Source organism: Pseudomonas sp. yb_9 (assembly GCF_043103635.1).
Taxonomy (GTDB): Bacteria; Pseudomonadota; Gammaproteobacteria; order Pseudomonadales; family Pseudomonadaceae; genus Aquipseudomonas; species Aquipseudomonas monteilii.
The window spans coordinates 120,840-144,054 of record NZ_JBICKA010000041.1 but is presented as its reverse complement, the minus strand read 5'-3'; the positions used below and the strand labels follow the sequence as shown (position 1 = coordinate 144,054).

The window sequence follows — 23,215 nt, the reverse complement described above, 5'->3', positions numbered from 1 at the left end:
GGCGCTATGCTGGGGCACATTCCAGCATGAGCAACTGCCCTCCCCCCATGTCCCAGGTGATCCTCAAGCCCCCCGCCCAACTCGACCTGATGCGCCGCGCCGGCCAGCTGCTGGCCCAGGTGTTCGCCGACCTCGACAGCTTCATCCGCCCAGGCATCACCACGATGCAAATCAACGACCGCGCCGATGCATTCATCGTCGACACACTCAAGGCGCGGCCAGCAAGCAAGGGCCAATACGGTTTCACCTACTCACTCAATACCTCGGTGGACCACGTGGTGTGCCACGGCATACCCAAAGCCGATGAAGTATTGAAGGAAGGCTCGATCGTCAACGTCGACATCACCCTGGAGCAAGGCGGCTACATCGCCGACTCGTCGAAGATGTACTGCATCGGGAAAATCAGCGACGAAGCCCGGCGCCTGGTCGACACCACCTATGACGCGCTGTGGAAAGGCATCGAGCAGGTACGCCCAGGGGCCACGCTGGGCGATATCGGTCATGCCGTGCAAACCCATGCCGAGGCCGCGGGCTACAGCGTGGTGCGTGAGTATTGCGGGCATGGCATCGGCCAACAGATGCATGAAGGGCCAGAGGTGCTGCACATCGGCCAGCGCGGCATGGGCATGAAGCTCAAGCCGGGGATGGTGTTTACCATCGAACCGATGATCAACCAGGGTGGGCGTGGCACGCGCACGTTGAAGGATGGCTGGACGGTGATTACCCGCGACCACTGCCTGTCGGCGCAGTGGGAGCATACGGTGGCGGTGACCGAGGACGGGTTTGAAGTGCTGACGTTGCGGGAGGAAGAGCGCTGAAGCTGGAATCTCAGGCACAAAAAAAGCGACCCTAAGGTCGCTTTCTTTGTTACTTCCGGGTGTTCAGTGGGCCCTGGAAGTGGAATATGGCGCAGCGGACGGGACTCGAACCCGCGACCCCCGGCGTGACAGGCCGGTATTCTAACCGACTGAACTACCGCTGCGCTATACATCGAGTGGTGGGTGATGACGGGATCGAACCGCCGACCCTCTGCTTGTAAGGCAGATGCTCTCCCGGCTGAGCTAATCACCCTTCGTCTCGGTGTGGCGCGCATTCTACGGACGACCCTGCACCCTGGCAAGCACTTTTTAAACTTTTTTCAAAAAAAACTTCATGCCTTTCAAAGACCTAGCGTTGTCGGGTGTTTCTTTGAAGCAGAAGCCGCTGCTGGCCCTGTGACAGGGCTGGCCTCAGATCACTACACGGAGAATAATGCCCGCCTTATGCATTAAGGAGAGTTGCCCCTCATGTGGTTCAAGAACCTGCTGACCTACCGCCTGACCCAGGAAGTCCCGTTCGAGCCTGAAGCGCTGGAAGCCGCCCTGGCCAGCAAGCCGGCCCGCCCCTGCGCCAGCCAGGAGCTGACCACCTATGGTTTCGTCGCGCCGTTCGGCAAAGGCGAAGACGCTCCCCTGGTGCATGTCAGCGGCGAGTACCTGCTGATTGCCGCGCGCAAGGAAGAACGCATCCTGCCGAGCAGCGTGGTCAACGACGCGGTCAAGGAAAAGGTCGAAGAGATCGAGACCGAGCAGATGCGCAAGGTCTATAAAAAGGAACGCGACCAGATCAAGGACGAGATCATCCAGGCCTTCCTGCCGCGCGCGTTCATCCGCCGCTCGATGATCTTCGCTGCCATCGCCCCGCGCCAGGGCGTGATCCTGGTGAACTCGGCCAGCGCCAAGCGTGCCGAAGACCTGCTGTCGACCCTGCGTGAAGTGATGGGCTCGCTGCCGGTACGCCCGGCCACGGTAAAAATTGCACCGGTTGCCACCATGACCGACTGGGTCAAGTCGCAACAGGCCGCCGAAGGCTTCTATGTGCTGGACGAGTGCGAACTGCGCGACACCGCAGAAGACGGCGGCATCGTGCGCTGCAAACGCCAGGACCTGACCGGCGAGGAAATCCAGCTGCACCTGAGCACCGGCAAAGTGGTGACCCAGCTGGCCCTGGCCTGGCAGGACAAACTGTCGTTCATCCTGGACGACAAGATGGTAATCAAGCGCCTGAAGTTCGAAGAGCTGCTGCAGGAACAGGCCGAGCAGGATGGTGGTGATGAGGCGGCGCAGCAGTTCGATGCCAGCTTCCAGCTGATGATGATGACCTTTGCCGAGTTCCTGCCGGTGCTGTTCGAGGCGCTGGGTGGGGAGGAGATTCCGCAAGGGGTCTGATGTGTCTTGAAATGCCGGTGCTGGCCTGAAAGTGATTTTTCGCCGGTACCGCCCTCAGCCGCTTCGTCGGCAATACCTTCGCCCTGTGGGTGCTGGTATTTGCCGTGCTGGCCTTCCTGCAACCGCAATGGTTCATCGCCCTCAAGGTCGCTATCGTGCCGCTGCTGGGCCTGGTGCCTGACCGGCAAGCTGTGCAAGCTGCCGCTGGCCCAGCGTAAGGCGCTGGCGCTGGAGGTAGGCATGCAGAACTCTGGGCTGGGTGCGGCACTGGCGGCAGCGCACTTCTCGCCGCTGGCTGCAGTGCCGAGTGCGTTGTTCAGTGTTTCGCATAACATTTCAGGGGCGTTGCTTTCGACCTGGTTCCGGCGGATGGATGCGCCTGCAGGCGAGCCCGAAAGTGGTGAGCCAGCCTGGCATTGATGTTGCCTGGAAGGCCGCACATGTGCACTATATTGCCCACTGTGAGGACGGCCTCACGACGCACCGCGTGACCATTCCGGGGACGGCCCCATCATTCAAACGATGGAGACACACCTATGTCCTGGATCATCCTGTTCTTCGCCGGCCTGTTTGAGGTCGGCTGGGCCGTCGGCCTAAAATACACCGACGGCTTCAGCAAGCCGATTCCCACCGTGCTTACGGTTGGCGCCATGGTCATCAGCCTGGGCCTGCTGGGCCTGGCCATGAAAGAGCTGCCGCTGGGCACCGCCTATGCCATCTGGACCGGCGTGGGTGCCGTCGGCACGGTGATCGCCGGCATCATCCTGTTCGGCGAATCCATGGCTCTGGTACGGCTGGTCAGCGTGGCGCTGATCGTCTGCGGCCTGGTCGGCCTCAAAGTCAGCGCCAGCTAACCCTCTCCCCTAACGCAGGTTGCCGCGCAAGCGGCTAACCTGCTCGCGCAATGCTTCTGGCTGCGCTGCCTCCACCGGGATGGCGGCGCCGGCCACGATGGTTACCCGCGACCACAGGCGCTTGAAAAAGCCCTTGGCCGGGTCGCGGCTGAAGAAGCTGCCCCACAGCCCCTGCAAGGCCAGCGGAATCACCGGCACCGGCGTTTCCTCCAGGATGCGGTTGACGCCGCCCTTGAACACATCGATCTCACCATCGCCGGTCAGCTTGCCTTCCGGGAAGATGCACACCAGCTCGCCATCGGCCAGGTACTTGGCAATGCGCGCGAAGGCCCGTTCATAGGTGGCCAGGTCTTCGTTACGCCCGGCAATCGGGATGGCGCCAGCGGTGCGGAACACGAAGTTGAGCACCGGCAGGTTGTAGATTTTGTAGTACATGACAAAGCGGATCGGCCGACGGATCGCCCCACCCAGCAACAGCGCATCGACGAACGACACGTGGTTGCACACCAGCAGCGCCGCACCTTCATCGGGGATGCGCTCCAGGTCGCGATGCTGCACGCGGTACATCGAATGGCTGAGCAGCCAGATCAGGAAACGCATGGTGAACTCAGGCACGATCCTGAAGATGTAGGCGTTGACCGCGATGTTGAGCAGCGACACCACCAGGAACAGCTGCGGGATGGTGAAGCCCGCCAGGCCCAGCAGGAGGATGGTGAGCACCGCCGACACCACCATGAACAAGGCATTGAGGATGTTGTTGGCCGCGATCACCCGCGCGCGCTGGTCCTCGGCCGTGCGGGCCTGGATCAGCGCATACAGCGGCACGATGTAGAAGCCGCCGAACACGCCCAGGCCAACGATCGACAGCAGGATCCACCAGGCCTGCCCCATGCCCAGCAGCGTCAGCCAGTCGTGCGGGGCCGCTGCAGCCGGCACATCGCCGGAGTGCCACCACCACAACAGGCCGAACAGGGTCAGGCCGAACGAGCCGAACGGCACCAGGCCGATTTCCACTTTGCGCCCGCTCAGCCGCTCACACAGCAGCGAGCCCAGGGCAATGCCCACCGAGAACAGTGTCAGCACCAGGGTGACCACTGTGCCGTCACCGTGCAGCCAGTCCTTGGCGTAGGCCGGGATCTGCGTGAGGTAGATTGCACCGACGAACCAGAACCACGAGTTGCCGACGATCGAACGCGACACGGCCGGCGGCTGGCCCAGGCCCATGCGCAGGATCGCCCACGACTGCTTGAAGATGTTCCAGTCCAGCGGCATGTTCGGCGAAGCGGCAGCGGCCCGCGGGATCCAGCGGCTGGCCAGGTAGCCGAGCACAGCGGTGCCGACCACCCCACCCGCCACCACCGTGGCATAGCTGTCGGCCGACATCATCACCCCGGCGCCGATAGTGCCGGCGAGAATGGCCAGAAAGGTGCCGGTTTCCACCAGCCCGTTGCCGCCGACCAACTCTTCTTCGCGCAGGGCCTGCGGCAGGATTGAGTACTTCACCGGGCCAAACAGCGCCGAATGAGTGCCCATGCCAAACAGAGCCACCAGCATCAGCGTCAGGTGGTTGGTGATAAAGCCCAGCGCACCGATCGCCATGATCACGATCTCGGCCAGCTTGATCGCACGGATCAACGCGTCCTTGGCGAACTTCTCACCAAACTGCCCACCCAGTGCCGAGAACAGAAAGAACGGCAGGATGAACAGCAAGGCGCACAGGTTGACCCAGATCGAACGGTCACCGTCGCCCAGGCTGAGCTTGAACAGGATCGCCAGGATCAGCGACTGCTTGAACAGGTTGTCGTTGAAGGCACCCAGTGACTGAGTGATGAAAAACGGCAGGAAGCGCCGCTTGCCGAGCAAGGTGAATTGCGAGGAGTGACTCATCGTCCTTGGTCCTGAGGGCTTTTCAATTGGAGGCGCGCCGGGCACGTCAGGCCACAAATCTGCATGGGAAATGCGTGCACTGGCAAGCACCTTCACACCCACAATGACCAGGTCGTCTCAGAAACAGCCCTTCATTCGAAACCGAACAACGCTCGCGCTGTATCCACCAACAGCGCCCGGCGCAACTCTGCCGAACACCCCAAAGCCTCAAACTGTTCCAAAGCCGTACTGAAACCCACCGCCGACTCATGCTGGGTATGCGGCCAGTCACTGCCCCACATCAGCCGCTCGGCGCCGTAATGCGCTTCCAGCGTACACAGCGCCTGCCGGGCGAAGGCGAGGTTCTGTTCCGGCGAGCCTTCCAGCCGATAAATACCCGATACCTTCACCCATACCTTGCCCCGCCCCCCCAGGGTCAGCAACTCGGCAAACCCGGGTTGCCCCAGACCACGGCGGGCATCAGGCCGGCCGAAATGATCGACCACGATGTCCAGCCCATACGGCTCAAGCGCCCGCACCAGCGCTGGAATGTCCACCACCTGGCGGTGCAGCTCCAGGTGCCAACCCTGCTCGCCAATACGCTCCAGCAAGGGCCGCCACTGGGCACCGGTGAGGTCGGGCAACGCCTGGCCCATGAGGTTCAGGCGCACGCCCTTCACGCCGAGTCGGGCCATCTCATCCAGCGTCTCACGCTCGACGTCCCGCTCCAGCATCACCACCCCGCGCAACTGCCCCGGCAACGTTTGCAGGGCGTTGAGCAGGTAGCGGTTGTCGGTCCCCAGGAAACTGGGCTGAACCAGCACGCCATGGCTGAAACCATGGGCCAGCAGTTGGCCCAGGTAGTCGCCCAGCGGCGCATCGTAGCTGGGCGCGTAACGCCGCTCGCTGGCCAGGTTCAGCCCGCGGCTGAATACGTGGGCGTGGGTGTCGATGGCGGTCAGGTGTAAAGCAGGAGCGTCGGGCATGGTTCTCATACAAACAAGGTGAAGTTACTGGGTGACAGCGCCAGCCATTTCCGGCGCAGGTGCAGATTCAAGGTTGCGACCACGGGTTTCTGGCAGGCAGAGGGCAGCGATCACCGCCACGCCATAGGCAATACCGGCGTCGATGCCGATGGCACTGCCCAGCGACATCGACTCACTCATGTGGCCAACCAGGAACGGAAACACCGCCGACAGCACGCGGCCGAAGTTGTAGCAGAAGCCCACCCCGGCACCGCGCACATCGGCCGGGTACAGTTCATTGAAGAACGCGCCCAGGCTGGCCGGGATACCGGCGGCGAAGAAGCCCAGCGGGAAGCCGAGGAACAGCATTTGCGTGTTGGTCAGCGGGAAGAACACATAAGCTTGCACGGTCAGCACACAGCACAGGGCGAACAGCAGAATGTTCTTGCGCCGACCGATGCGGTCGATCAACAGGCCGCTGACCACGCAACCGCACCAGAACGCCAGGATGATCACCGCCAGATAGCCGCCCGAGTTCAGCACCGAGAGGTTGCGCTCGGTCTTGAGGAAGGTCGGCAGCCAGGTCATCACTGCGTGGTAGCCACCGTGGGCACCCAGGCCGAGTAAACCGCCGAGCAGGGTCACGCGCAGCAGTTCCGGGCGGAAGATGCCAGCCATCGATTGCAGGAAGCTGGCGGGGATGGCCTTTTCTTTTTGCAGGCGCTGGAAGCTGTCCGGCTCTGGCACGTTGCGGCGTACCCAGATGATCAGCAGCGATGGCAACAGGCCGACGAAGAACATTACCCGCCAGGCGAATTCCTGCGGTACCAGCGAGTAGATCAGCGTGAACAGCGCCACCGCCAGACCCCAACCCACGGCCCAGGCGCTTTGCACCGTGCCCATGACCTTGCCACGGTATTTCGGGTTGATGGTTTCGGCCATCAGCACCGCGCCAGCCGCCCATTCACCGCCAATGCCGAAGCCTTGCATGGCCTTGACGAACAGCAGCGAGTAGAAGCCGGTGACGAACGCCGAAAGGAAGGTGAAGAAGGAGAACCAGAGAATCATCCATTGCAAGGTACGCACGCGGCCGTAGCGGTCGGACAAGGTGCCACCCAGCCAGCCGCCGATCGCCGAGGTCACCAGGGTCAGGCCGCTGATCAGGCCGGCATCGCCCTTGGTCAGGGAGAAGGCAGCGATCAGCGCGGGGATGGCCAGGCCGAACATTTGCACTTCCAGCGCATCGAGCGACCAACCGCCGAAGCAGGCCCAGAACGTCTTGCGTTCCCGTGAGGTGATCTGGCGATACCAGCTGAACATGATTGTTATCCTTCTTGGTCGTGTGTGTTACGGGCAGGCGAAGCCACTGCGCCGTGGCAGCACGGCGCAGACGGGTAAAACGGGTGAAGCAGCCGGCTTAGCGGATATCGATGCGGTAGCGGAAGTGCTGCGCATGGCCGCGCGAGCGGCGCCATTCCAGGGGCTTGCCGGCGTAGTCACGGGCCAGACGCTCGATCACCACCACCGGGCTGTCGGCCGGCAGTTGCAGCAAGCGGCCATGCAGTGCGTCGACCGCTTCGGCGGTCAGGGTCTCTTCGGCGTAGGCGACCACCTGGCCGCACAGTGCTTCATAGATCGGGTACAGCAGCGGCCCCTTGCTATTCAGCTCCACGTCCAGCAATGGCTGGAAGGTCTGGCGCGGCAGCCAGATTTCTTCGGCCAGGACGGGCTGGGCACCCAGCAGACGGGTACGAATGATACGGATCACCTCGGCGCCCGCCGCCAGGCCCAGGGCCTCGGCCACCGCCGATGGCGCTGCGAGCGGCTCGATGGACAGGATGCGGCTTTCTGGCACCACACGCTCGCCATTGGCAGCCTCGAAACGGAAGAAGCGGAACAGCGAAGACTGGAACTGCGGGCGGCGAATGAAGGTGCCACGACCCTGCTGACGTTCCAGCACGCCTTCGGCGACCAGCACGTCGACGGCCTTGCGCACGGTGCCGACCGACATATCGAATTCGCTGGCCAGGGCCGCTTCGGTCGGGATCGCCTCGCCCGGGCGCCAGCGGTTATTGGCAATCTGCTCGACCATGTGGTCGCGCAATTGTTGGTAGCGGGGCAGTCGAGCATCACCGGTCAGTGGGTGCATGGGTCTCGCTCTCGTCTTGTTATCTAAACATATATATGAATTTTTTCGAGAGTATTCCCCGTGGGTGGCGGGCTGTCAATCCTCCGCCTGTCGCCGGACCAGTGCCTGGCTTATGCTTGTGGCCGGGAAAACCAGAACAACAAGGACGTGGCAATGCTCGCCGCCATCAAACGCTACCCGCACACCGTACGCCTGTTGCTGTTGACCACCTTCACCCTCACCGTCGCCCGTGCCCTCACCCTGCCCTACCTGGTGGTGTACCTGGCCGACAATTTCCAACTGCCGATCAGCCAGATCGGCTTGCTGATCGGTGGCGCGCTGATCATCGCCTCGCTGCTGAGCCTGTATGGCGGCCACTTGGTCGACACCTTGCGCAACCACACCCTGGTCAGCGCCAGCACCCTGTTGTTCGCCCTGGCCTTTGTCGGCGCGGTCGCCAGCCGTTCAGCGTTGCTGTTCTTTCTGTGCCTGGTACTGATCAACCTGGCCCTCACGGTGGTCGATATCGCCGCCAAGGCCGGCTTTTGCGCCTTGCTGCCGGTAGAAGAACGGGCCGAGGTGTTCGCCATCAAGTACACCCTGAGCAACGTTGGTTACGCCGCCGGCCCTTTACTGGGCGTGGCCATGCTGGAACTGAACGACCACATGCCATTCATCGCCTCTGCCCTGCTTGGGCTGGCCATGTGCCTGGCCTATTGGCGCCTGGGCGACCGCAGCCTGCAGGCAAGTGCAGACAAGCCTGCGGCCGGTTTCGGCCAAGTGGCGCTGGGGCTGGCGCGTGACCGCCGGCTGGTGTGTTTCACGTTGGGCGGGGTGTTGAGTGCGGTGGTGTTTGGCCAGTTCACGGCCTACCTGTCGCAGTACCTGGTCGTCACCAGCAGCCCGACCGAGGCGGCGCGCCTGGTGGGCTATCTGGTGACCACCAACGCCGTAACGGTGATTGCCCTGCAGTACCTGATTGGCCGGCGTATCAGCCGCCAGCGCCTGATGCCCTGGTTGCTGGCCGGCATGGCCCTGTTCATCGCCGGGCTGCTGGGCTTTGCGTCGGCAGGCTCGGTGCTGGCCTGGTGCCTGGCGATGCTGGTGTTCACCCTGGGCGAAATCATCGTGATCCCCGCCGAGTACATGTTCATTGACCTGATTGCGCCGGAGCACTTGCGCGGGGTGTATTACGGCGCGCAGAACCTGTCCAATCTTGGCGCGGCACTGGGGCCGGTGATGGTGGGGTTTGCCCTGGTACACCTGTGGCCGGGGGCGATCTTCTACCTGTTGGTATTGTCGGTGATACTGGCGGGGGTCTTTTACGGGTTGGGCACCCGAAAAGGTTGATGTGTTGTTTCAGGTCAATCGCGAGCAAGTTCACGCCTACAACCATGGTCTGCGCTGACGAAGCGGCACCTGCGTGCCAGACTGATTGATCGGGACCGCGTTATCTTTTTTGCTTCGGAGTCTTCATGTCGTTGTCCAGCGGGCTGATCGCCGTGGTCGCCCTGGCCTATATGGCCGTCATGTTCGCCATCGCCTTCTATGGCGACCGCCGCAGCACGCCGTTGCCGCCGAAACTGCGTGCCTGGGTGTACAGCCTGTCGCTGGCCGTGTACTGCACCAGCTGGACCTTCTTCGGTGCGGTCGGCCAGGCCGCCGAACAGCTCTGGGCGTTCCTGCCGATCTACCTGGGCCCGGTGCTGCTGCTGATCTTCGCGCCCTGGGTGCTGCAAAAGATGGTGCTGATCAGCAAGCAGCAGAACATCACCTCGATCGCCGACTTCATCGCCGCCCGCTATGGCAAGTCGCAGACGCTGGCGGTCGTGGTGGCGCTGATCTGCCTGGTCGGTGTGCTGCCGTACATCGCCTTGCAGCTCAAAGGCATCGTGCTGGGTGTGAACCTGCTGATCGGCGCCAACGCCGATGCCACCGGCACCCGCGTGCAGGACACCGCACTGGTAGTGTCGCTGGTGCTGGCGCTGTTCGCCATCGTGTTCGGTACCCGCAGCCTGGACGTGACCGAGCACCACCGTGGCATGGTGCTGGCGATTGCCTTCGAGTCACTGATCAAGCTGCTGGCCTTCCTGGCCGTGGGCATTTTCGTCGTCTTCAACTTGTATGACGGTTTCGACGACCTGTTCAGCCAGGCCCGCCAGTCGATCCACTTGCAGGACTATTGGCAAGAAACCATCAACTGGCCATCAATGGTGGTGCAAACCGCCGTGGCGATGATGGCGATCATCTGCCTGCCGCGGCAGTTCCATGTCACCGTGGTAGAGAACATCGAACCCCAGGACATGCGCCTGGCGCGCTGGGTGTTCCCGATGTACCTGGCACTGGCCGCGCTGTTCGTGGTGCCGATTGCCTTGGCCGGGCAGATGTTGCTGCCGGGCACGGTGATTTCCGACTCGTTCGTCATCAGCCTGCCACTGGCCGAGGCGCACCCGAGCCTGGCCCTGTTGGCGTTCATTGGCGGTGCTTCGGCGGCCACCGGCATGGTCATCGTCGAAGCCGTGGCACTGTCGACCATGGTGTCCAACGACATGCTGCTGCCCTGGCTGCTGCGCCGCAACAACGCCGAGCGGCCGTTCGAGGCGTTCCGCCACTGGATGCTCTCGGTGCGCCGGGTAACCATCGTGGTGATCCTGTTGCTGGCCTACGTCAGCTACCGCTTGCTGGGGTCCACCGCGAGCCTTGCGACCATCGGCCAGATCGCCTTTGCCGCCGTGACCCAGCTCACCCCGGCCATGCTTGGCGCGCTGTACTGGAAGCAGGCCAACCGCCGCGGCGTGTTCGCCGGCCTGGCCGCAGGTATCTTCCTGTGGTTCTACACCTTGGTGCTGCCGATCGCCGCCCATAGCCTCGGCTGGCCGCTGCAACTGTTCCCGGGGCTGGCGTGGCTGCACGGCAACCCGTTGGACCTGCCAATCAGCCCGCTGACCCAGGGCGTGGTGTTGTCATTGGCGGGCAACTTCACCCTGTTTGCCTGGGTCTCGGTGCTTTCGCGCACGCGGGTGTCCGAGCACTGGCAGGCCGGCCGTTTCATTGGCCAGCAAACCGCGCGGCCCAGCAGCAAGCCGCTGCTGGCGGTGCAGATCGACGACCTGCTGACCCTCGCCTCGCGCTTTGTGGGTGAAGAGCGTGCACGCCAGAGCTTCATCCGCTTCGCCTACCGCCAGGGCAAGGGCTTCAACCCCAACCAGAACGCCGACGGCGACTGGATCGAGCACACTGAACGCCTGCTGGCCGGGGTACTGGGCACCTCGTCGACCCGCGCCGTGGTCAAGGCCGCCATCGAAGGCCGCGACATGCAGCTGGAAGATGTGGTGCGCATCGCCGACGAAGCCAGCGAAGTGCTGCAGTTCAACCGCGCCCTGCTGCAAGGCGCCATCGAGAACATCAACCAAGGCATCAGCGTGGTCGACCAGAACCTGCACCTGGTGGCCTGGAACCGGCGCTACCTGGAGCTGTTCAACTACCCCGACGGCCTGATCAGCGTGGGCCGGCCCATTGCCGACATCATCCGCTACAACGCCGAGCGCGGTCTGTGCGGCCCGGGCGAAGCCCAGGTGCATGTGGCGCGGCGCCTGCACTGGATGCGCCAGGGCCGTGCGCACTCCTCCGAACGGCTGTTCCCCAATGGCCGGGTGATCGAGCTGATCGGCAACCCGATGCCGGGCGGCGGCTTTGTCATGAGCTTCACCGACATCACCCCGTTCCGCGAGGCCGAGCAGGCCCTGCGCGACGCCAACGAAGGCCTGGAGCAACGGGTGGCAGAGCGCACTCAAGAGCTGTCGCAGCTCAACCAGGCGCTGTCCGAAGCCAAGAGCCATGCCGAAGCGGTGAGCCAGTCCAAGACCCGCTTCCTGGCTGCGGTCAGCCATGACCTGATGCAGCCGCTGAACGCCGCCCGGCTGTTCTCCGCCGCCTTGTCGCAGCAGGCCGAGGGCATGAACGAAGAGGCCCAGCAGTTGGTGCAGCACATGGACAGTTCGCTACGCTCGGCCGAAGAGCTGATCAGCGACCTGCTAGACATCTCGCGCCTGGAAAACGGCAAGATCACTCCGGATGCCAACCCTTTTGCTCTCAACGAACTGTTCGACACCCTGGGGGCAGAATTCAAGGTACTGGCGGCCGAGAAAGGCCTGGAGTTCCGCCTGCGTGGCAGCCGCCTGCGGGTGGACAGCGACATGAAGCTGCTGCGCCGGGTACTGCAGAACTTCCTCACCAATGCCCTGCGCTATGGCAAGAGCCCTATCCTGCTGGGCGCGCGCCGCCAGGGCGAACGCCTTTGGCTGGAAGTATGGGACCGGGGGCCGGGCATTGCCGACGACAAGCTGCAGGTGATCTTCCAGGAGTTCAAACGCCTGGACAGCCACCAAACCCGCGCCGAAAAAGGCCTTGGCCTGGGCCTGGCGATTGCCGACGGCCTGTGCCGGGTGCTGGGGCACCCGCTGGAAGTACGCTCATGGCCGGGCAAAGGCACGGTGTTCCGGGTCTGCGTGCCGATTGCCCGCCAGCCCGCACCGGCGCCGAGCGCCCCGGTGGAACAGGGTGGCCAACCGCTGGCCGGGCTGCAGGTACTGTGCGTGGACAACGAAGACAGCATCCTGATCGGCATGAACAGCCTGCTCAGCCGATGGGGTTGCCAGGTATGGACCGCACGTAACCAGGCCGAATGCGAGGCCCTGCTGGCCAAGGGCATGCGCCCGCACCTGGCATTGGTGGACTACCACCTGGATGACGGCGAGACCGGCATCGGGCTGATGGGCTGGCTACGCGCGCGCCTGGGTGAACCGGTGCCAGGGGTGGTAATCAGTGCCGACGGCAGCAAGGAAACCATCGCCATGGTGCATGCATCAGGCCTGGATTACCTGGCCAAGCCGGTCAAGCCGGCGGCCCTGCGCGCCATGCTCAACCGCCATCTGAGCCTGGTTCAGTAACCGCTGCATCCGGCACCTCGTCGGACAGCGCCCGCTCCAGCAAGTCTGCCGGCAGGCTCTTGCTGGCACGAGCGCCCAGCAGTTTCAGCTGTTCGCTGCGGCTGACCAGGTTGCCGCGCCCTTCGCACAATTTGTTGCGGGCAGCGGCATAGGCCTTGTCCACCTGCTGCAGGCGGCTGCCCAGCTCGTCCAGGTCCTGGATGAACAACACGAACTTGTCGTACAGCCAACCGGCGCGCTCGGCGATTTCGCGGGCGTTCTGGCCTTGGCGCTCCTGTTTCCACAGACTGTCGATTACCCGCAGGGTCGCCAGCAAGGTGGTGGGGCTGACAATCACGATTTGCCGGTCGAATGCTTCCTGGAACAGGTTGGGCTCAGCCTGCAAGGCTGCCGAGAAGGCCGCCTCGATGGGCACGAACAGCAGCACGAAATCCAGGCTGTGCAGGCCTTCGAGGCGATTGTAATCCTTGCTCGACAGGCCTTTGACGTGGCTGCGCAGCGATTGCACGTGCTGCTTGAGCGCGGCCTCGTCGTTGCCGGCGACGAACTGCTGGTACGCCGTGAGGCTGACCTTGGCGTCCACCACCACCTGCTTGTCGCCGGGCAGCATGATCAGCACATCGGGCTGGAAACGCTCGCCGTCGGCACTTTTCAGGCTGACCTGGGTCTGGTACTCGCGGCCCTTTTCCAGGCCCGCATGCTCCAGCACCCGCTCAAGAATCAGCTCACCCCAGTTGCCTTGGGTTTTCTGGCCCTTCAAGGCCTGAGTGAGGTTGGTGGCCTCGTCCGACAAGCGCAGGTTGAGCTGTTGCAGGCGCTCCAGCTCCTTGCCTAGCGAGAAGCGCTCGCGGGCCTCTTGCTGGTAGCTTTCTTCCACGCGCTTTTCGAAGGCATGAATACGCTCCTTGAGCGGGTCGAGCAACTGGCCCAGATGCTGCTGGCTGGTCTGGGCGAAGCGCTGCTCACGCTCGTCGAAGATCTTGGTGGCCATGTCGGCGAACTGGGCGCGCAGGGTATCGCGCGCTTCCTGCAGGTCTTCGAGGCGTTGCTGATGGCTTTCCTGCTGCTCGCGCAGCTCGGCCTCCAGGCGTGCGGTCTGGGCCTCCAGGCGGCGCAGTTCGGCCTCCCGGTTGGCGCGCTCCAGGCTCCAGGCGTGGGCGGCATCGCGGGCATTGTCGCGGTCGACTTGCAACAGTTCCAGCTCACGGCCCTGGGCGGCTAGTTGGGTCTGCTTGACGGTGTTGGCTTCGCTGAGGTCGCTGACTTCGTCGCGGCTCGCCTCCAGCTGCGCTTGCAGGCCAGCCTGTGCCAGCTGGGCAGCGTTGAGGCGTTCTTCAAGCAACGCCTGCTCACCTTGCCGCGCGCCCTGGCGGCGCTGCACCTGCATGACCCACCCCAGGCAAGGTAACGCGCCTGCCACCAAGCCCAGCAGAATGCTGGCCAGATCCACTGTCATGCTTACCCCGAACGATCCTGGATGATTGATGCGCAGCTTATCAGCCCAGCGGGCGTGTTGCCTGTTGCAGCTCGAGTGCTCAGCCCGAGAACCACTGGCGCAGCAACCGCCGCGCCTCCTGTGACCCCTGCCCCGCCGCCAGTTCCAGCCAGTACCGCGCCTGCTCCGGCTCGCTGTGCTGGCACAACCGTGCATATTCCAGTTGCGCCCGCCGATCACCGGCGCGGGCGGCCTGACGCAGCAGTTCATGGCCAATCCGCCGGTCACGGGCATTGCCGCAATCACGGCACAGCATCTGCCCCAGGCGGCTTTGTGCGACCACCACGCCCTGGCGCGCCGGCTGTTTCAGCAGGCGCCCGGCCAAGTGCTTGACCTGGGGCTTGTCACCCAGGCGCGGGCTGTCGAGCAACCACAAGGCAACTTTCAGTGAAAAGCGTTTGGGGGGAGGCGTCGATGCCGCGGGGCTGGCGAGGTGTTTGCTGCGGAACTTCATGAGTAACAGGTTTGGCAACTCGAAAGGCGCGCCACTCTACTCTTTTTTTACCGCCCCGGCCTGTCCATTTCTGGAGAATTGAAAAAAATTTAAATGATATTTTCTTGACGTTTACGAGGGGATGACCAAGCAGTCTGTCGAGGCATGTCGATTGTCGGACAGTTCACGCCTTTGCTAGCACGCCCGTCCTAGAGCAAGCGCTCGGGACAATCCACAGTTCCTGTGGATAACTCGGTGGACAACCCCCTTGCACACACCGCAAAGCCCCGTAAATTGGGGCTTTGTGTCAAACTGACGATTTTTTCACCAGCTAAAAATAGTGTTTTTTTTCATTGACTTAACCGCGCAGTCAAGGCATTGGCGAGGCTGTCGATGCGTGTTGCCGGGCTGTTACAACCGCTGCCCCGAATGTGAACAAGTGCACCATAAACCTCCCTTCGAGTGCACGAAATGGGCACATCCGCCCGGATACGGGCCATTTGCCCCCTCTTCACAGCAACGCAAATACGCGCCATACTGCGCGGCTAACCTGAACGAACGTAGTGCTTGCCAAGCGCCTGCATTTCCAGTAAGGTGCGCCTCGTTAGTACCAAGCTGAAAGTCAATTCTGGCCGCAAGCGTCCTTGCAAACCCCCTCCTCCCAAGAGTGGCGCTGCTGAAAGCAGGACCGGCCCAATCGATGATTCCCTCGCCAGCCTCAGGCTGCTCAAGCACGAATCACGTGACAGATTGATCAGGATTCCACCCCGACGGCCTAGAACCTTGGCCCCGGCGTGCTGCCTGCCTTCCGAAGTACCTACCAGTCAGCCCAAGCGCCCACCTTTGATTGCGCCCCCTCTGGCTGCCCTGTTCCAGTCAGGTTCGTTCGTCCCTTAATAAAGGCGTCACTGGAACGTTTCTATCATGCACGGATCATAACCCCCGTGTTTAAAGCAGGAACCTCCAACAATATGCATACTCATCATCAAATTCAGGCTGCCATTGGCACCCTCTCCCAGGCCTTCTCGCCGTTGAAGTGCCTTATCGTTGCCCCACGCAAGGGCAGCTTCAGCTTCACCCTGGTAGACGAACACGGCGTCGCCTGCCACACCGAGCGCCTGTACCCGGAACAGTACAGCCGTAGCGAGCCGCTGCAGGCGGTCATTGCCCGTACTCGCCAATCGCTTACCGCGTGAGCGGCGAATACTGCGGTATTCAAGCGCTGAATCTCCCCATCGCCAGTCTGCCTGAACATTCCCGACGTAATTGCCTTAGGGCATATAGCCCGGTACGTCAGGCAGCAAACGATTTAAAAACAGCTCTTTACACCACGATTATCACACTACACTTCAACTCGAGCGGTCCTTACCGCTTCCGGCGGGCCTGATCATTCACCAGCTGCCAAGCTCCAGCGCCCGTCCGGCCCTTATCTGCTCGAGGGCATCATGGGTATCGCGGCGAATGAATTGTGTCAGTATGTGATCCGACCCACCCTGGTCTACCTGAACCGTCACTGCGCCAGCGCCGAGGCCTTGTTGCTGGGCATCGCCGCCAGCCAATCGGCACTCGGGTCCGCTTTGCACGACCGACGTGGGCACGGCCTTTACCGCATTGGCGAACACCGCCATCAGGCGCTCTGGGACGACTACCTGGCTCGGGATCCCGACCTGGCCAGCCTGGTCCGCGGTCTGGCCAGCCAGCACGCCTTCCTTGGCGGGCCGCACCTGGAGCTCACCGTCAACCTGCGCTACTCCACCGCCATTGCCTGGATGCTCGTCGAAGAACAGGCCACAACGCTGCCCGCCGCAGATGACCTGTTGGCGCTGGCACGAATCTGGCGACAGGTATTCAACCCCCAAGGTCGCCTGCGCGACTTCACCTCAGCCTGGCACACCTGCATCGATCAGAGATTGCCACAGGCATCGTAAGACACGCCCTACAAAATTACCGGAAAAAAGGGAATTGTGGTCGGATTGTCCTACAAAACCGCTCTATCTTCTGCGATTGAGACTATGGCGCGGCGCGTGATTTGTTGGTAGCGTTTCGCCCCGGAGATCCCAAGGAGTTTTCTAATAATGAAAAAAGTAATGCTCAAAACCTCCCTCGGCGTAGCCGTTGCTCTTGCTTCCAGCCAACTGCTCGCCAGCGGCTTCGCGCTCAACGAACAGAGCATCAGCAGCATGGGGACAGGTTTCGCGGGACGTTCTTCTTCTGCCGAAGATGCCAGCACCGTGTTTGGCAACCCGGCAGGCATGTCCCGCCTCAAACGTGAACAATTCACCGTGGGCGGCGCTGCCGTCATCGCCAAGTCCGACATCTCGGGCCCGGGCAGCAACCTCGGGGGGGAAACCGATGGTGACATGGTGCCTTTCGTTGGCGTACCGATGGGTTACTACGTCAAGCCGATCGACGACCACTGGAGCGTCGGCTTCGGTGTTTACGTACCGTTCGGCCTGGTAACCGACTACGGCAGCGATGACGCCGCACGCTACTGGGGCAAGAAGAGCCACGTCGAGGTTGTCACCTTCCAGCCGACTGTCAGCTATGCCTTCAACGACAAGGTCTCGATCGGCTTCGGCCCTACCATCAACCGCATCAAGGGTGAGCTGGGCTCTAACCTGGCAACCCCAGCTGCACTAGGCGGTAGGGACGGGGAAGTTAAAATCAAAGGTGACGATACCGCCGTAGGCTATAACATCGGTGTTTTGGTTCAGGCCACCGACCGGACCCGTATCGGCTTGACCTATCACTCGATGGTTGACTACAAACTTGAGGGTAAAACCCGGGTAAGTACACCACTGCTACAGTCTTTCAGCGGCAGCAAATTCGATGCATCGCTGAAAATCAAGACCCCTGAATCTGTCGACCTTTCGGTCACGCATGAACTTGATGATCAGTGGACTTTGTACGCCGGCAGTACTTGGACACGCTGGAGCAGGCTGAAAGACATCACTGTAAACAACGATCTGCCTGCCCAACTGTCCGGCGGTGCAGCTGGTGCGCTATTCGGCACCATCACCGAAGAACAGAACTGGCATGACACCTGGGCCCACGCCATTGGTGCGTCTTACAAGGTCAACAAGGAGTGGGTACTGCGTACCGGCTTCACCGTCGACCAGTCGCCGACCAACAACCACGACCGTTCGCCACGTATCCCGACTGGCGACCGCAAAGTGTTCAGCCTGGGTGCTGGCTGGAGCCCGAACGACGACATGACCATCGACGTGGCCTATTCCTACCTGTGGGAAGAAGACACCAAGGTCAATCTGGCGAGTGCAACCAAGGGCAGCTACCAGGCCAAGTACGAGAACAGCGCCCACGGTATCGGTGCTTCGCTCACCTACCGCTTCTGATTCGTACGCGACACACAAAAAACCGCCCTCGTGGCGGTTTTTTCATGCCTGCACCTGCCAACTGTCACCCAGGCACTCGCGCAGATAATCCATGAACACGCGTACCTTGGTGGTCATGGCAAAACGGTCGGCCAGGCACAAGTAGATATCCATTGGCTCGGTCTGGGCGTAGGCTTGGCCGCTGTCGCTGTATTCAAACAAGGGCACCAGCGCGCCGGAGGCCAGGTGAGGCCGCACGATGAACTCGGCCAGGCGGGTGATGCCACCGTCGTGCAGGGCCATCTGGGTCAGGGCATCGATGTCATCGCTGATCAATACGCTGCCGAACTCCGCCTCGAAGCGCAGGCCGTCGCGCATGAAGCCCCAGCGCAGAAAGCGCCCGTCCACCGGATAGCGAAACACCAGGCAGCGGTGCTCGCGCAGGGCCTCAGGCGTGACGGGTACGCCGGCGCTTTGCAGGTAACCGGGTGAGGCGCAGCAGATGAACGGGATACGCGCAATGTGCCGGGCCATTAGCTGGTCTTCCAGCTGAGGGGCAATCCGCAGGCTCACGTCGACGTCTTCACGGGCATGATTCACCCGGCGATCAGTCGTTACCAACTCTATCGAAAGCAACGGGTAGCGGGCACTGAAGGCGGGTATCAGCGGCGCCAGGACGTGGCGACCGAAGGCGGAAGTCGAGGCAATGCAGAGCCGCCCTTGGGGCTCGCTGTCTGGGGTAGTGACCGCCTGTTCAGCCAGCGCCAAGTCACGTTCGATGTGCTTCACACGCTCGTAATACTGGGCGCCAGCGGGTGTCACAGCCATGCTGCGTGTGGTGCGGCTGAGCAGTCGCACCTGCAAGTGGCCCTCCAGCCGAGCCAGGTTCTGGCTGACCGCTGCCGGACTGAGCCCCAGATTGCGGGCGCCAGCCGCAATGCTGCCGGCTTCGACAACCTTGATGAAGCTGCGGATGGTGTTGAGCAGGTCCATTTGAGCCCCTGGATTCGTAAGGATCTCTTTATAAAGAACTCAATCCTGCGGGTCTACAGGTGCAGGCGCATGCATTGCTAACCTGCGCCTCCACTCACCTTTCAGGAGTTCGCATGAGCAACCTGTCCCAGTCGCGCAACCGACGCAAATTACACCCGGGCGCCACGCCTTACGTTTTCGCCTTTTACATGTCGTCGATCATGGCACTGCTGATGTGCTTCGTTATCACAGCGGCCAATGCCGGGGTTAACCCGGAATACCTGAGCAATGTGCTGAAGGCCTATCAATTGGCAATGCCAGTGGCGTTTGTATGTGTGTTGATGGTGAGGCCGGTAGTGGTGCGGCTGGTGGCAATTACGGTGCATGCGAATTGAAGTAGCCCGAGAACCAGACGGACTCCCCGCTCTTGATCTTGATCTTGATCTTGATCTTGATCTTGATCTTGATCTTGATCTTTGCGACTTCAGGAGGCCGAACGCAGGCCTTGCGGAGGGAGGTGACGGGCATGGATGCCCGTCAAGCGCTGGGCCCCAGGATGGGGCCTGCAGCGCGGTCCTCCCGGGAGCAAGGCCGGAGTGAGGGAACCCCGGAGCGCAGCGCAGGGGCCGGATGACAGGAGCGCAGAGTTTTTTGGTTACTTTTTGTCGCGTTTGACAAAAAGTGACTCGCCGTAAGGGCGAAAAGGTGAGTCCGCGGCGCCAAAGCAAATGGACTTTGCGCAATACAAGAACCAGCGCTGTTTCGCTTCTCGCTTCTCGCTATCAGCCCTCAGCATCAAGCACAGTCAGCAAACCGCATCACTGCTGCGAAGCGATGGCCTTCTCGATAGCAGCCCTGAACGCCGGGTCATCCGGTTTGGTCAAGCTGGAGAAATTGCCAATCACCTTACCCTTACGGTCCACCACGTACTTGTAGAAATTCCACTTCGGCGCACTGCTCTGGCTGGCCAACTCAGCGAACAGTGGTATCGCATCCTTGCCCCGTACCGGCTGCGTCTTGGTCATGGTGAAAGTGACACCGTAGTTGGCATAGCAAACCTTGGCGGTCTTCTCGCTGTCGGCGTCTTCCTGCTTGAAGTCATTGGACGGCACGCCCAGCATTTCCAGGCCTTGCTCGTGATACTCCTTGTACGTCGCCTCAAGCCCCTCGAACTGCGGCGCAAAACCGCAATAGCTGGCGGTGTTGACCACCACCAGCGGCTTGCCCGCAAAGCGCTGGCACAGGTCGACCTGACCCTTCCCACGCAATTCCGGCAGGCTACCCTGCAACACGGCCGGGCAATCGGCAGCCCAGCTCGATGTGCTGGCAAGCAGGGCCAGCACCGGCACCATCAACCAATGTGCACGCATGATTCGTTACTCCCACAAGACAATCCTTGAGCTTGCAGGGTAGCGCCTAACAAACACCCATGCCCAGTTGCATCAACGCCATCCCTCCCTGATGCCAGCCCCACCACACCAGCACCAACAGCGCCAAAGCAGCAAGGGCCAGCAGCCCACGGGCCAGGTAGCGGTTCATGCGGCCTGGGCCTGCAAGCGGGCAACCGGACGCTCGCGCACCGGCCAGTTAAGGGCGGCAGCCAGCAGGCTGAGCAGGATGGAAATCTGCCAGACCAGGTCGTAGCTGCCAGTGCGGTCATACACCACCCCACCCAACCAGCCCCCCAGGAAGGCGCCCAGCTGGTGGAACAGGAAGACGATACCGCCGAGCATGGACAGGTTGCGCACCCCGAACACCGTCGCCACGGTGCCATTGGTCAGCGGCACCGTAGACAGCCACAGCAGGCCCATGGCGATGCCGAACAGGTAAGCACTGAACTCGCTCACCGGCGCCCACAGGAACAGCAGGATCACCACCGCACGTAGCAAGTAAAGCCCGGTCAGCAGGCGCGGCTTGGACATGCGACCACCCAGCCAGCCAGCGGTGAAAGTACCCACGATATTGAACAGGCCGACCAACGCCAGCACCGTGGTACCGGTGGTCGCAGCCAGGTGCTGGTCCACCAGGTAGGCCGGCAGGTGTACACCAATGAACACCACCTGGAAGCCGCAGACGAAAAAGCCCAGCGCCAGCAACCAGAAGCCGGAATGCGAGCACGCCTCGCGCAGTGCCTGGCCCAGTGTCTGCTCCGCGCCATGGCTGGCCAGCGGACGGTCGCGCAGCAGGCCGACGAAGGGCACGATAAACGCCACCATCAGGCCCAACACCAGCAACGCCGCCGACCAACCCAACCACTGGATCAGGCCCAAGGTGCCGGGCAGCATGGCGAACTGGCCAAACGAACCGGCAGCGCTGGCGATCCCCATCGCCATACTGCGCTTCTCGGCAGGCACAGCACGCCCGACCACGCCAAGGATGACCGAGAACGATGTACCGGACAGGCTGATGCCTATCAGCAAGCCGGCACTGAGCGACAACGACCAGGCAGAGTCGGCCATACCCATGAGTATCAAGCCAACGGCGTAGAGAATGCCGCCGATGATCACCACCCGCGCCGCGCCCAAACGGTCGGCCAAGGCACCGGCGAACGGTTGCGCCAGCCCCCAGATCAGGTTCTGCAAGGCAATGGCAAAGGCGAACACCTCACGCCCCCAGCCAAAGTCGGCGCTCATCGGCGCCAGGAACAGGCCAAAGCCATGGCGCACACCCAAGGAAAGCGCCAGGATCAACGCCGCCCCCGCCAATACCCAACCGCTGGTTCGCCACACCGAAGTCATTGTCGTTATCTCCAGCACATCGCAAGGTTTTTACGGGTATATACCCGCTTATAGTCGTATCAAATCAGGCGAGTTGGCCCAGCAAACGCACCAGCTCATCCCGCTGCCCTGCCCCCAGTCGCTCCACCAGCTCCGTTTGAGCCTGCTCCCAGGCGGGATGGGCGTCACACAATAGCTGCTTACCCGCTTCGGTGAGCAGCACTACACGATTGCGTTGGTCATCGCCATCCACCAGGGCCAACAGCCCCTCGGCCTCAAGCACCCGCAGGTTGCGGCCCAGGGTGCTGCGCTCCAGGCCCATCGCTTCGGCCAGGGTCGTGATGCTGGGGCGGTCAAGCCGCTGCAGATGGCGTAACAGGGAAAACTGGGCGACATTGACCCCGAAGCCGGCAAGCGCTTCGTCGTAATGCCGGCTCACCCCACGGGCAGCGCGACGTAGATGGGTACAGATGCATTCACTGGTCAGCATGGATACGTGTATATACCCGCGTCATAGGTGTTGCAAGAAATTTCGCCTTCGAGGTGACAGCAACCGATCGCTCAGAGCCTCACGGCCAAACCCAGCACCACAGCAAGCTCAAGCAACTCCAGCATCGCGCCAGCGGTGTCCCCGGTGGTCCCGCCAAGGCGCCGGCACATCAGTTGCCGCAGCCCTGCAAACACAGCGAGTGCCAGCAACAGTATCCAGCACACGCTCCAGCCACCTGCGACCAGGCACATGACCGCACTGCCCAGCAAAGCCCAAGAGGCCTCACGGCGCGGCAGATGATCGGCCAGGGCTTGGCCCAGGCCACCCGAGCGCACGTAGGGGGTACCCAGGAACAGACCCAACATTGCCGCCCGACCAATCAAGGGCGCCAGCAGCAATTGCGCTCCGATGCCCTGCTCCACCAGCACCCACAAGGCGCAAAATTTCAGCAGCAGCACCAACACCAGGGTGACCACGGCAATCGGCCCGCTGCGCGGGTCTTTCATGATCTGCAGGGTGCGCTCACGGTCGCCGAAACCGCCCAACCAGGCGTCGGCGCTGTCAGCCAGACCATCCAGGTGCAAGGCGCCACTGAGCAATACCCACACCGTCAGCAGCAAAGCCGCATGCAGCGGCGCTGGCGTACCCTGCAGCAGATGGCTGGCCAGCCACAGCAGTAAGCCGAACAGCAGCCCGACCAGCGGGTAGAACAGCAGAGAACGCCCCATTTCCCGTTGCGCCGGCATGCCTGGCAGGCTTACGGGCAGGCTGCTGAGAAACTGCAAGGCAATCCAGAATGGCAACATC

Annotated in this window: 22 protein-coding genes, 2 tRNA genes and 1 pseudogene; 10 read left to right on the top strand and 15 right to left on the bottom strand. The window is 62.2% G+C overall.

Annotated elements, in window-relative coordinates; genetic code table 11:
* The first annotated feature begins 26 nt into the window (after positions 1 to 26).
* Complete coding sequence (gene map, locus ACF8MI_RS10390) at positions 27 to 818, top strand: type I methionyl aminopeptidase (RefSeq protein ID WP_192576890.1); 792 nt, start codon at positions 27 to 29, stop codon at positions 816 to 818.
* A gap of 87 nt (positions 819 to 905) precedes the next feature.
* On the opposite strand, the gene ACF8MI_RS10385 is transcribed toward map, so the two are convergent.
* A tRNA-Asp gene (locus tag ACF8MI_RS10385) sits at positions 906 to 982 on the bottom strand.
* A 13-nt stretch (positions 983 to 995) separates the two neighbouring features.
* Positions 996 to 1,071, bottom strand: a tRNA-Val gene (locus ACF8MI_RS10380).
* Positions 1,072 to 1,286: 215 nt separating this feature from the next.
* Between ACF8MI_RS10380 and rdgC the strand changes: the two genes are divergently transcribed.
* The 3 genes and pseudogenes from rdgC (at position 1,287) to sugE (ending at position 3,061) form a co-directional block, all read left to right on the top strand.
* Positions 1,287 to 2,207 (top strand): recombination-associated protein RdgC, encoded by a 921-nt coding sequence (gene rdgC / locus ACF8MI_RS10375; RefSeq protein ID WP_016715497.1) that lies wholly within the window; start codon positions 1,287 to 1,289, stop codon positions 2,205 to 2,207.
* Between the two features lie 177 nt (positions 2,208 to 2,384).
* A pseudogene (locus ACF8MI_RS10370) lies at positions 2,385 to 2,627 on the top strand (bile acid:sodium symporter family protein); the annotation flags it as partial.
* Between the two features lie 116 nt (positions 2,628 to 2,743).
* Complete coding sequence (sugE, locus tag ACF8MI_RS10365) at positions 2,744 to 3,061, top strand: quaternary ammonium compound efflux SMR transporter SugE (RefSeq protein WP_012270979.1); 318 nt, start codon at positions 2,744 to 2,746, stop codon at positions 3,059 to 3,061.
* A 9-nt stretch (positions 3,062 to 3,070) separates the two neighbouring features.
* On the opposite strand, the gene ACF8MI_RS10360 is transcribed toward sugE, so the two are convergent.
* The 4 genes from ACF8MI_RS10360 to ACF8MI_RS10345 all read right to left on the bottom strand — a co-directional run bounded on the left by ACF8MI_RS10360 (position 3,071) and on the right by ACF8MI_RS10345 (position 8,041).
* Positions 3,071 to 4,948, bottom strand: coding sequence for a 1-acyl-sn-glycerol-3-phosphate acyltransferase (locus tag ACF8MI_RS10360; RefSeq protein ID WP_060497602.1), 1,878 nt, complete (start codon positions 4,946 to 4,948; stop codon positions 3,071 to 3,073).
* 131 nt (positions 4,949 to 5,079) lie between these two features.
* Positions 5,080 to 5,913 carry an amidohydrolase gene (locus tag ACF8MI_RS10355; RefSeq protein WP_200928739.1) on the bottom strand — a complete coding sequence of 278 codons (834 nt, stop codon included), beginning with the start codon at positions 5,911 to 5,913 and terminating at the stop codon, positions 5,080 to 5,082.
* 24 nt (positions 5,914 to 5,937) lie between these two features.
* Complete coding sequence (locus ACF8MI_RS10350) at positions 5,938 to 7,212, bottom strand: MFS transporter (RefSeq protein WP_060497604.1); 1,275 nt, start codon at positions 7,210 to 7,212, stop codon at positions 5,938 to 5,940.
* Positions 7,213 to 7,309: 97 nt separating this feature from the next.
* Positions 7,310 to 8,041, bottom strand: a complete 732-nt coding sequence (locus tag ACF8MI_RS10345) for a GntR family transcriptional regulator (protein WP_060497605.1) — start codon at positions 8,039 to 8,041, stop codon at positions 7,310 to 7,312.
* 153 nt (positions 8,042 to 8,194) lie between these two features.
* Between ACF8MI_RS10345 and ACF8MI_RS10340 the strand changes: the two genes are divergently transcribed.
* Together ACF8MI_RS10340 and ACF8MI_RS10335 are read left to right on the top strand one after the other, a co-directional pair.
* A complete protein-coding gene (locus tag ACF8MI_RS10340) occupies positions 8,195 to 9,370 on the top strand; it encodes an MFS transporter (protein ID WP_060497606.1) in 1,176 nt (391 codons plus the stop codon).
* A 125-nt stretch (positions 9,371 to 9,495) separates the two neighbouring features.
* Entirely contained in the window at positions 9,496 to 12,969 is a 3,474-nt protein-coding gene (locus ACF8MI_RS10335; RefSeq protein WP_104834125.1) for a hybrid sensor histidine kinase/response regulator, read from the top strand.
* Here ACF8MI_RS10335 and rmuC read toward each other — a convergent pair.
* On the bottom strand, positions 12,941 to 14,311 hold the full coding sequence (gene rmuC / locus ACF8MI_RS10330) for a DNA recombination protein RmuC (RefSeq protein ID WP_164525269.1): 1,371 nt from the start codon (positions 14,309 to 14,311) through the stop codon (positions 12,941 to 12,943). The genes ACF8MI_RS10335 and rmuC overlap by 29 nt on opposite strands.
* Positions 14,312 to 14,504: 193 nt before the next feature.
* Complete coding sequence (locus ACF8MI_RS10325; protein ID WP_060500754.1) at positions 14,505 to 14,918, bottom strand: tetratricopeptide repeat protein; 414 nt, start codon at positions 14,916 to 14,918, stop codon at positions 14,505 to 14,507.
* Between the two features lie 950 nt (positions 14,919 to 15,868).
* On the opposite strand from ACF8MI_RS10325, the gene ACF8MI_RS10320 reads away from it, so the two are divergent.
* The 3 genes from ACF8MI_RS10320 (at position 15,869) to ACF8MI_RS10310 (ending at position 18,250) form a co-directional block, all read left to right on the top strand.
* Complete coding sequence (locus ACF8MI_RS10320; protein WP_016715487.1) at positions 15,869 to 16,093, top strand: hypothetical protein; 225 nt, start codon at positions 15,869 to 15,871, stop codon at positions 16,091 to 16,093.
* Between the two features lie 249 nt (positions 16,094 to 16,342).
* The gene (locus ACF8MI_RS10315) at positions 16,343 to 16,825 is read left to right on the top strand and encodes a hypothetical protein (protein WP_060500756.1); all 483 of its coding nucleotides are present in this window, start codon (positions 16,343 to 16,345) and stop codon (positions 16,823 to 16,825) included.
* 147 nt (positions 16,826 to 16,972) lie between these two features.
* Complete coding sequence (locus ACF8MI_RS10310; RefSeq protein WP_060500758.1) at positions 16,973 to 18,250, top strand: OmpP1/FadL family transporter; 1,278 nt, start codon at positions 16,973 to 16,975, stop codon at positions 18,248 to 18,250.
* Between the two features lie 42 nt (positions 18,251 to 18,292).
* On the opposite strand, the gene ACF8MI_RS10305 is transcribed toward ACF8MI_RS10310, so the two are convergent.
* Complete coding sequence (locus tag ACF8MI_RS10305) at positions 18,293 to 19,222, bottom strand: LysR family transcriptional regulator (RefSeq protein WP_060500760.1); 930 nt, start codon at positions 19,220 to 19,222, stop codon at positions 18,293 to 18,295.
* Between the two features lie 113 nt (positions 19,223 to 19,335).
* On the opposite strand from ACF8MI_RS10305, the gene ACF8MI_RS10300 reads away from it, so the two are divergent.
* On the top strand, positions 19,336 to 19,596 hold the full coding sequence (locus ACF8MI_RS10300; RefSeq protein ID WP_104834122.1) for a DUF2798 domain-containing protein: 261 nt from the start codon (positions 19,336 to 19,338) through the stop codon (positions 19,594 to 19,596).
* On the opposite strand, the gene ACF8MI_RS10295 is transcribed toward ACF8MI_RS10300, so the two are convergent.
* The 6 genes from ACF8MI_RS10295 to ACF8MI_RS10270 all read right to left on the bottom strand — a co-directional run bounded on the left by ACF8MI_RS10295 (position 19,577) and on the right by ACF8MI_RS10270 (position 23,214).
* Entirely contained in the window at positions 19,577 to 19,729 is a 153-nt protein-coding gene (locus tag ACF8MI_RS10295) for a hypothetical protein (protein WP_392517480.1), read from the bottom strand. The genes ACF8MI_RS10300 and ACF8MI_RS10295 overlap by 20 nt on opposite strands.
* Before the next feature lie 290 nt (positions 19,730 to 20,019).
* The gene (locus tag ACF8MI_RS10290) at positions 20,020 to 20,571 is read right to left on the bottom strand and encodes a glutathione peroxidase (protein WP_019099289.1); all 552 of its coding nucleotides are present in this window, start codon (positions 20,569 to 20,571) and stop codon (positions 20,020 to 20,022) included.
* Positions 20,572 to 20,617: 46 nt separating this feature from the next.
* Complete coding sequence (locus ACF8MI_RS10285; RefSeq protein ID WP_256219344.1) at positions 20,618 to 20,740, bottom strand: hypothetical protein; 123 nt, start codon at positions 20,738 to 20,740, stop codon at positions 20,618 to 20,620.
* A complete protein-coding gene (locus tag ACF8MI_RS10280) occupies positions 20,737 to 21,939 on the bottom strand; it encodes an MFS transporter (RefSeq protein ID WP_392517479.1) in 1,203 nt (400 codons plus the stop codon). The genes ACF8MI_RS10285 and ACF8MI_RS10280 overlap by 4 nt, the downstream gene beginning before the upstream one ends.
* Before the next feature lie 64 nt (positions 21,940 to 22,003).
* Complete coding sequence (locus ACF8MI_RS10275; RefSeq protein WP_060500766.1) at positions 22,004 to 22,408, bottom strand: MarR family winged helix-turn-helix transcriptional regulator; 405 nt, start codon at positions 22,406 to 22,408, stop codon at positions 22,004 to 22,006.
* A gap of 71 nt (positions 22,409 to 22,479) precedes the next feature.
* Positions 22,480 to 23,214, bottom strand: a complete 735-nt coding sequence (locus ACF8MI_RS10270; RefSeq protein ID WP_060500768.1) for an adenosylcobinamide-GDP ribazoletransferase — start codon at positions 23,212 to 23,214, stop codon at positions 22,480 to 22,482.
* Position 23,215 lies beyond the last annotated feature (1 nt).

Excerpts from the sequence above, each read along its gene's own strand:
- ACF8MI_RS10345 (WP_060497605.1), bottom strand. The coding sequence starts at position 8,041 with ATGCACCCACTGACCGGTGATGCTCGACTGCCCCGCTACCAACAATTG.
- ACF8MI_RS10300 (WP_104834122.1), top strand. The coding sequence starts at position 19,336 with ATGAGCAACCTGTCCCAGTCGCGCAACCGACGCAAATTACACCCGGGC.
- ACF8MI_RS10305 (WP_060500760.1), bottom strand. The coding sequence starts at position 19,222 with ATGGACCTGCTCAACACCATCCGCAGCTTCATCAAGGTTGTCGAAGCC.
- ACF8MI_RS10350 (WP_060497604.1), bottom strand. The coding sequence starts at position 7,212 with ATGTTCAGCTGGTATCGCCAGATCACCTCACGGGAACGCAAGACGTTC.
- ACF8MI_RS10290 (WP_019099289.1), bottom strand. The coding sequence starts at position 20,571 with ATGCGTGCACATTGGTTGATGGTGCCGGTGCTGGCCCTGCTTGCCAGC.
- map (WP_192576890.1), top strand. The coding sequence starts at position 27 with ATGAGCAACTGCCCTCCCCCCATGTCCCAGGTGATCCTCAAGCCCCCC.
- ACF8MI_RS10360 (WP_060497602.1), bottom strand. The coding sequence starts at position 4,948 with ATGAGTCACTCCTCGCAATTCACCTTGCTCGGCAAGCGGCGCTTCCTG.
- ACF8MI_RS10275 (WP_060500766.1), bottom strand. The coding sequence starts at position 22,408 with ATGCTGACCAGTGAATGCATCTGTACCCATCTACGTCGCGCTGCCCGT.
- sugE (WP_012270979.1), top strand. The coding sequence starts at position 2,744 with ATGTCCTGGATCATCCTGTTCTTCGCCGGCCTGTTTGAGGTCGGCTGG.
- ACF8MI_RS10295 (WP_392517480.1), bottom strand. The coding sequence starts at position 19,729 with ATGCCCGTCACCTCCCTCCGCAAGGCCTGCGTTCGGCCTCCTGAAGTC.
- ACF8MI_RS10270 (WP_060500768.1), bottom strand. The coding sequence starts at position 23,214 with ATGTTGCCATTCTGGATTGCCTTGCAGTTTCTCAGCAGCCTGCCCGTA.
- rdgC (WP_016715497.1), top strand. The coding sequence starts at position 1,287 with ATGTGGTTCAAGAACCTGCTGACCTACCGCCTGACCCAGGAAGTCCCG.
- ACF8MI_RS10320 (WP_016715487.1), top strand. The coding sequence starts at position 15,869 with ATGCATACTCATCATCAAATTCAGGCTGCCATTGGCACCCTCTCCCAG.
- ACF8MI_RS10325 (WP_060500754.1), bottom strand. The coding sequence starts at position 14,918 with ATGAAGTTCCGCAGCAAACACCTCGCCAGCCCCGCGGCATCGACGCCT.
- ACF8MI_RS10340 (WP_060497606.1), top strand. The coding sequence starts at position 8,195 with ATGCTCGCCGCCATCAAACGCTACCCGCACACCGTACGCCTGTTGCTG.
- ACF8MI_RS10280 (WP_392517479.1), bottom strand. The coding sequence starts at position 21,939 with ATGACTTCGGTGTGGCGAACCAGCGGTTGGGTATTGGCGGGGGCGGCG.
- ACF8MI_RS10285 (WP_256219344.1), bottom strand. The coding sequence starts at position 20,740 with ATGAACCGCTACCTGGCCCGTGGGCTGCTGGCCCTTGCTGCTTTGGCG.
- ACF8MI_RS10355 (WP_200928739.1), bottom strand. The coding sequence starts at position 5,913 with ATGCCCGACGCTCCTGCTTTACACCTGACCGCCATCGACACCCACGCC.
- ACF8MI_RS10310 (WP_060500758.1), top strand. The coding sequence starts at position 16,973 with ATGAAAAAAGTAATGCTCAAAACCTCCCTCGGCGTAGCCGTTGCTCTT.
- ACF8MI_RS10315 (WP_060500756.1), top strand. The coding sequence starts at position 16,343 with ATGGGTATCGCGGCGAATGAATTGTGTCAGTATGTGATCCGACCCACC.
- ACF8MI_RS10335 (WP_104834125.1), top strand. The coding sequence starts at position 9,496 with ATGTCGTTGTCCAGCGGGCTGATCGCCGTGGTCGCCCTGGCCTATATG.